Source organism: Bathymodiolus platifrons methanotrophic gill symbiont (assembly GCF_002189065.1).
Taxonomy (GTDB): Bacteria; Pseudomonadota; Gammaproteobacteria; order Methylococcales; family Methylomonadaceae; genus Methyloprofundus.
Genome location: NZ_BDMN01000258.1, coordinates 1 through 6,320, shown reverse-complemented (window position 1 = coordinate 6,320; position 6,320 = coordinate 1). Strand labels below are relative to the sequence as shown.

Sequence of the window (6,320 nt, the reverse complement as noted above, 5' to 3'; positions counted from 1 at the left end):
AATTAATTTAACTAAAATGGGGCATCAATGTAGATCGGACTTTAGTCCGCTCTTGTGCCTATTAACATTACCAAGATATTTTCTAAAAAGGTTAAATCAATTTTGCCGAGATACTTAGAAATATTTTTTCCTCAGAAACGGTGGGGTTTAATTTTAAGTGAGTGAACGAAGTATAACAATTTTCAATACTATTGAAGGATAGAGAAGTATTAATGAGTGGATTTGTGATCGGTCAACGCTGGATGAGTGCTTCAGAGCCTGAGTTGGGATTAGGGATGGTGTCGGGTGTAGCGACTAATCGTGTGACGGTATTATATCTAGCTTGTGAGGAGCAGAGAGTCTATGCACAAGATAATGCACCTTTGACACGGGTACGATTTTCAGTGGATGAGGAAATTGAAACTGAAAATGGAGAGCAAGGAGTTGTAAAAAAGCTTGATGAGTACGAGGGGCTTATTCATTATCAACTGCTTAACCAGCAAGGTGAGGTGTTGTTGGTTGATGAAATGTCTTTAAGTCACCACATTCAGTTTAATAAGCCCCAGGATAAGCTATTTATCGGCCAGGCAGAAATAGGGCGCTGGTTTACTTTGCGTTATCAAACCTGGCAACACTTGCATCGCTTGCATAAAAGTGAGGTAAAAGGTTTGCTCGGTGCGCGTACATCATTAATTCCTCATCAATTATATATAGCTCATGAAGTAGCGCAGCGAGATAAAGTGCGTGTGATGCTAGCAGATGAAGTGGGATTGGGTAAAACGATAGAGGCAGGATTGATTCTGCAGCATAGATTGCAAATGGGCCTGGCAGAGCGAGTTATGGTGATAGTTCCTGAGAGCTTATTACATCAATGGCTGGTTGAAATGCTACGGCGTTTTAATTTGAAGTTCAGTCTTTTTGATGAGTCTCGTTGTCAGGCTATTGAGGAAGAGAATCCTTTTCTGAATGAGCAGTTAGTATTATGTAGCCTGGATTTTTTTGAACAAAACCCGCATAGGAAGGAGCAGGCTATCCAGGCTGACTGGGATATAGTGGTAGTGGATGAAGCGCACCACTTACAGTGGTCTGAGCGAGCGCCAGGAGAGGCATATTTATTTGTTGAGCAATTAGCTGTGAATTCGGCTGGTTTGGTTTTATTGACGGCTACGCCTGAGCAGTTAGGTAAAGAAACGCATTTTGCCCAATTAAGATTACTAGATGCTGATCGTTTCTATAGTCTTGAGCTGTTTTTAATTGAACAGAGGGAATTTGAGCCTATTGCCCGGATAGCAGAAAAAATAGTTAACCTGCTTATTTTAAATGCAACGGATAAAAGGTTATTAGCTAGTTTAGTCGATCAAAGATTATGCGTTGATTTTTTAAATAATGTTGAGGATATCGCGTTAAGGCAGGAAGTGATTGATCAGTTAATTGATCGGCATGGGACAGGGCGCATATTATTTAGAAATTCGCGGCAGGTGGTGCAGGGGTTTCCGCAACGGGAATTGTATACTTACCCTTTACAAAATAATTTAGAAAACGAAGAGGGGGTTTATCTGCAGTGGCTAGTGGCGCAATTAAAGATACTGGATACAGTTCAGGTTTTATTGATTTGCAAGCATGCAGAAACAGTTGTCAGATTGCAAAAACAATTACGTGATAAATATGCGTTTAAAGTCGCTGCTTTTCATGAAGGAATGAGTATTGTTGAGCGTGATAGGGCAGCGGCTTATTTTTCTGATCAAGAGGCTCAGGTTCGGGTTTTGCTTTGTTCGGAAATTGGCAGTGAAGGACGTAATTTTCAATTCGTACATCATTTAATCTTACTGGATTTGCCTGAAAATCCTGATTTATTACAGCAAAGAATTGGACGGCTTGACCGGATAGGGCAAAAGCATATTATTAAGATTCATGTACCTTATATTGAGGGCAGTAAACAGCATAGTCTTTGCCGCTGGTATGGCGAAGGTTTGCAGCTATTTCAGCAGAATAGCAATGCAGCAAGTGAAGTATATCATTTGCAAAAGCAGGCGCTTGAAGAGGTTTTTCTCAATGAGCAGCAGCAAGGTTTAGATGGGCTGGTAAGTTCTGGTCAGATGTTTATGCAAGAGATAGAGAGGCAAATGCACCAGGCACGAGATGTGTTGCTGGAGCTTAATTCTTGTCGAATGGATGTTGCCGGGAAGCTTATTTCCTCTATTGAAAGTATTTCGCAGCCTCAGGTTCTATGGCAGTATATGGAAGATATCTTTGAGTGTTTTGGCGTAGATTCCGAGTACCATTCTGAAGATTGTGCTATTTTGCATGAAGGGCAGTTGCAGAGAGTTGGCAGGTTTCCCGGCGTGCCGGAAGATGGGGTAACCGTGACAGTTAATAGGGAGCTTGCTCTGGCAAGGGAGGATATGCAGTATTTGACCTGGGAGCATCCAATGCTGGTGTCGGCGATGGATTTAATGTTGTCAGGGAATGTTGGTAATGCTGCGTTAAGTGTGGTTAGGCATAAGAAGTTAACTGCTGGGCAGTATTTTCTGGAATGTCTTTTTTTGGTGGAATGCAGCGCGCCAGAGTCTTTACAATTAAGTCGTTTTTTACCAGCCACGCCAATTCGAATCTTTATCGACCAAAAGCAGCAAGATTTAACAGCGCAATTTCAGCATAATGAGCTGATAGAGGTAGCTGAAAAAATAGAAACTGAACAAATTAGTGTTTTTATCAGTAATGAGCATAAAAATATTAATGCCATGATTGCCAGTGCCGAACAAAAAGCTGAAACAAATATGCAAGATATTATTAGCCAGGCGCAAACGGAGATGCTTAAAGTCCTAGCTAGAGAAATAAAGCGTTTAGATGCATTGAGTCAGGTAAATCGGGCGATAAAACCGGAAGAAATAAGTGATTTAAAAGATAAGGCATTAATCTCTCATGGGTATATTAAGGATGCTAAATTGCGCTTGGATGCAGTTCGATTTATTATAAGCAGTTAGGTATAAAAGTTTGGTCGTTCAGTAGCTATGATTGCTTGTTGTTTTATATGCTGAGTGCCAGGAAATTAAAATAATAATCAAGGTATAGAGGAATAACATGGGCTTATTTGGTTCGATTACGGGTAAATCAAAAGTAAAGGCAGCGAATAAAATAGTACAGACTGCGAGAGCAAAGGATGATGTTGCGCAAGCAGAGCAATTATTTGCCCAGGCAATGGCTATTTATGAAGCTATTCCATCTGATAATGCCGCTTTTAAGGATGCGCTTTATAACTGGGGGATGGCATTGTTATATTCTGCACGATTAAAGCAAGGTGCTGAAGCGAAAGAACTTTACCAGGAAGCGGGTAAGAAGTTTTCTTATTGTCTGGTGGCAAAAGCAGATTATCTAGGGGCGGCTCTGGACTGGGGGGTTGCTTTAATGGAACTGGCGCCGTTGCAGAATGCCGCAGATAAAGAAGAAACTTATACCTTGGCAAAGGAGAAGTTCTCTATTGCAGATGGTATTCAGGAAGGGGTTGCTAGTTATAATTTTGCCTGTTTATATGCGGTGCATAGTGACTTTAATGCCTGTAAAGAGGCTTTACAGCTTGCTTTGGAATATAAAAACCTGCCTGATGAAGAAGACATTCTAAATGATGCAGATATGAAGATTGCTAAAACAAAGCCCTGGTTTAATGAGTTTATTGCTTCAATAAATGCACCTGAGGTTGAGGTTGAGGTTGAGGAAGAGGCAGAGCAAGATAAAAAAACCGAGGAAAGCTCTAAAGATGCTGAATATAGCAAAGTTAAAGTAGTTACTGATGGATATAAGGTTGAGTACGATAAAAAAGAGAAATAGGTTTATTGTATTTCACTCGGAGTGCTTAAGGTCGGCTAATATTGCTGCTGTAGTGCTGTCAATATTAAGTAAAAAATAAGAGCAGCTATAGTTGTGACCGGTCTGAGCATGGCTTGCTGGGGAATTGCTTTTTTATAGGCTGATATTTACCATGCGAAGTGTAATTCTTTACTAAAATGCTTGGTATTTATCGGCTTAATAATTTATACTCAATGCAAATCAATAATAGCTATCAAGTGTGGTTGTTATAGATGAAATGTTAATTATACTATTTAGGAGAATGACTAATGGCTTATGAATTACCCGCTCTACCTTATGCAAAAGATGCATTAGAGCCGCATATTTCTGAAGAAACTTTAGAGTTTCATTATGGCAAGCATCATCAGACTTATGTAACAAATTTAAATAATTTAGTGCCTGGGTCTGAGTTTGAAGGTGCATCGGTGGAAAATTTAATGATGCGTGCTTCTGGTGGTATTTTTAATAATGCTGCACAAGTCTGGAATCATACGTTCTACTGGCATAGTTTGTCGCCAAATGGCGGCGGAGAGCCAACGGGTGCTTTAGCTGACGGGATTAACGCAGCTTTTGGCTCATTTGCTGAATTTAAAGAAGCATTTACAAAATGTGCCGTAACAACTTTTGGTTCTGGCTGGGCATGGCTAGTGAAAAATGCTGATGGTAGTCTGGCGCTGGTTAGCACAAGTAATGCGGCTTGCCCATTAACTGAAGGGCAAACACCATTATTAACATGTGATGTCTGGGAGCATGCGTATTACATTGATTATCGTAATGCACGTCCGAAATACCTGGAAGCCTATTGGGCATTGGTAAATTGGGAATTTGCAGCGGAGAATTATGCAGGGTAAATGCTAGTATATTTCGCGCGGCTACCGCGCGAAATATAGCGACCTACGTGTATTCAATAAACTGAAGTTTCCCAATTATTGAGTAGCTGAAATACACAATGCTGGTGTATCGAGGTTTATTTTAGGTGGTTTTGCCATGTTTATAGCAAACCCCTACTTAATTCCCCTTAGGCAATAGCATTTGAAACGAATGAAAAGACTATTTTTTTCATATAGTTGTAGCATAGTTTCAATTTTACCATAAATAATTATTGGGAAACTTCAGTTCAATAAATAAAAAAGCCTGGGTTTGCAAAAACTCAGGCTTTTTTTTTGGATCTATTTTACCACTCGTAGGTGTGGTCGTGCGGGAGGTGGTGAGTTTTCAGGGGGTGGGGTGTCTTCCTCTTCCTGATTAAAAACCATGCCTTTGCCGTTTTCTTTGGCGTAGATGGCCATAACGGCAGGTACTGGCGCTATAATATGTAAAGATTGCCCATTAAAGCGTGCGTTAAACTCAATTGTGGTATTTTCAAGTGACAGCCCCTGAATTGCTTCGGGGCGCATATTGAGTACAATTTTGCTATCTTCAATGTAGTCTTTTGGTAGTACTGCGTGTGGATGTGTTGCGTCGACCAGTAGATGAGGTGTTAAATTATTATCAATAATCCATTCGTATATGGATCGTATAAGATAAGGCTTTAAGGATGTCATTTCTTGCCAGGCGGTTTAGCCATTTCTTGTTCTTCTTCGCTTAAGCTAGCAATAAAAGTCTCGCGTTTAAAAATGCGTTGAGCATAGGCATCAACAACACTTGCGCTTTCAGATAAATCGATTCCGATATCGGGTAAACGCCAAAGTAAAGGGGCGAGTGAACAATCAATTAAAGAAAAATCATCGCTCATGAAATACTCATGTGCTGCAAATAAAGGTGCGGCAGCGATTAGGCTTTCTTTAAGCATTTTTTTTGCACGAGCAGATTTTTTCTCACCTGAATTGAGGATTTCATCGAGTAAATGATACCAATCTTGATCTATGCGCTTGATAATCATGCGCGCATTAGCTCGGGAGACAGGGTCCATTTGATGAAGAGGCGGGTGAGGAAAGCGTTCGTCCAGGTACTCCATTATGATGCGTGAATCATATAAGACCAGTTCACGTTCTACTAAAGTAGGTGAAGAGCCATTAGGATTAAGCTCTAATAAGCTTTCTGGTGGATCGCTAGGATCAAAATATTCAATTTCTGCAGAAACACCTTTTTCGTGAATAGCGAGCCTTGTACAGTGACTCATTGCGCAAGTAGGTGAGGAAAACAATGTCATGACTGAACGACGAGTATTAACAGTAACCACGAATCATAACTCCAAATTAGTTAAAGATTAGACAAATGGAGGTATTGTAGCATACCCAATAATAACTATGTGGAGCATGTTTGTTATTTGCTGTCAATTTTTGACTTTTAAAAAACTGAAGGTGTCTCTAAACGTAGGCCGGATTAGATTTTTTTGCGCAGCAAAAAAACGTTATCCGGCAAGTGGTGAGGTCTATATCGGGCGATGTGTCAATGCAAGATAAGGGGTGTCAGAAACGTTTAAGTGGGTATTGTTTGTATTTTTTTGGGGGGGGCAATGGCATTCGCTTAAATAACAAAGTAACTAAAGATATTTA

General features: G+C 40.2%; 5 protein-coding genes. 3 read left to right on the top strand and 2 right to left on the bottom strand.

What is annotated here, in order from left to right; all coding sequences use genetic code 11:
- The first annotated feature begins 212 nt into the window (after positions 1-212).
- From rapA to sodB, 3 genes are all read left to right on the top strand, one after another.
- Positions 213-2,963 (top strand): RNA polymerase-associated protein RapA, encoded by a 2,751-nt coding sequence (gene rapA / locus CDZ78_RS14295; protein ID WP_087870616.1) that lies wholly within the window; start codon positions 213-215, stop codon positions 2,961-2,963.
- Between the two features lie 97 nt (positions 2,964-3,060).
- Positions 3,061-3,804, top strand: coding sequence for a hypothetical protein (locus CDZ78_RS14290; RefSeq protein WP_087870615.1), 744 nt, complete (start codon positions 3,061-3,063; stop codon positions 3,802-3,804).
- Positions 3,805-4,091: 287 nt separating this feature from the next.
- Entirely contained in the window at positions 4,092-4,673 is a 582-nt protein-coding gene (gene sodB / locus CDZ78_RS14285; protein WP_087870614.1) for a superoxide dismutase [Fe], read from the top strand.
- A 318-nt stretch (positions 4,674-4,991) separates the two neighbouring features.
- On the opposite strand, the gene CDZ78_RS14280 is transcribed toward sodB, so the two are convergent.
- Positions 4,992-5,366 (bottom strand): ClpXP protease specificity-enhancing factor, encoded by a 375-nt coding sequence (locus CDZ78_RS14280; RefSeq protein WP_087870613.1) that lies wholly within the window; start codon positions 5,364-5,366, stop codon positions 4,992-4,994.
- Entirely contained in the window at positions 5,363-5,974 is a 612-nt protein-coding gene (locus CDZ78_RS14275) for a glutathione S-transferase N-terminal domain-containing protein (protein ID WP_174664583.1), read from the bottom strand. Before CDZ78_RS14275 ends, CDZ78_RS14280 begins: the two co-directional genes overlap by 4 nt.
- Positions 5,975-6,320 lie beyond the last annotated feature (346 nt).

Coding starts and splice junctions, on each gene's coding strand:
- rapA (WP_087870616.1), top strand. CDS start 213: ATGAGTGGATTTGTGATCGGTCAACGCTGGATGAGTGCTTCAGAGCCT.
- CDZ78_RS14290 (WP_087870615.1), top strand. CDS start 3,061: ATGGGCTTATTTGGTTCGATTACGGGTAAATCAAAAGTAAAGGCAGCG.
- sodB (WP_087870614.1), top strand. CDS start 4,092: ATGGCTTATGAATTACCCGCTCTACCTTATGCAAAAGATGCATTAGAG.
- CDZ78_RS14280 (WP_087870613.1), bottom strand. CDS start 5,366: ATGACATCCTTAAAGCCTTATCTTATACGATCCATATACGAATGGATT.
- CDZ78_RS14275 (WP_174664583.1), bottom strand. CDS start 5,974: ATGACATTGTTTTCCTCACCTACTTGCGCAATGAGTCACTGTACAAGG.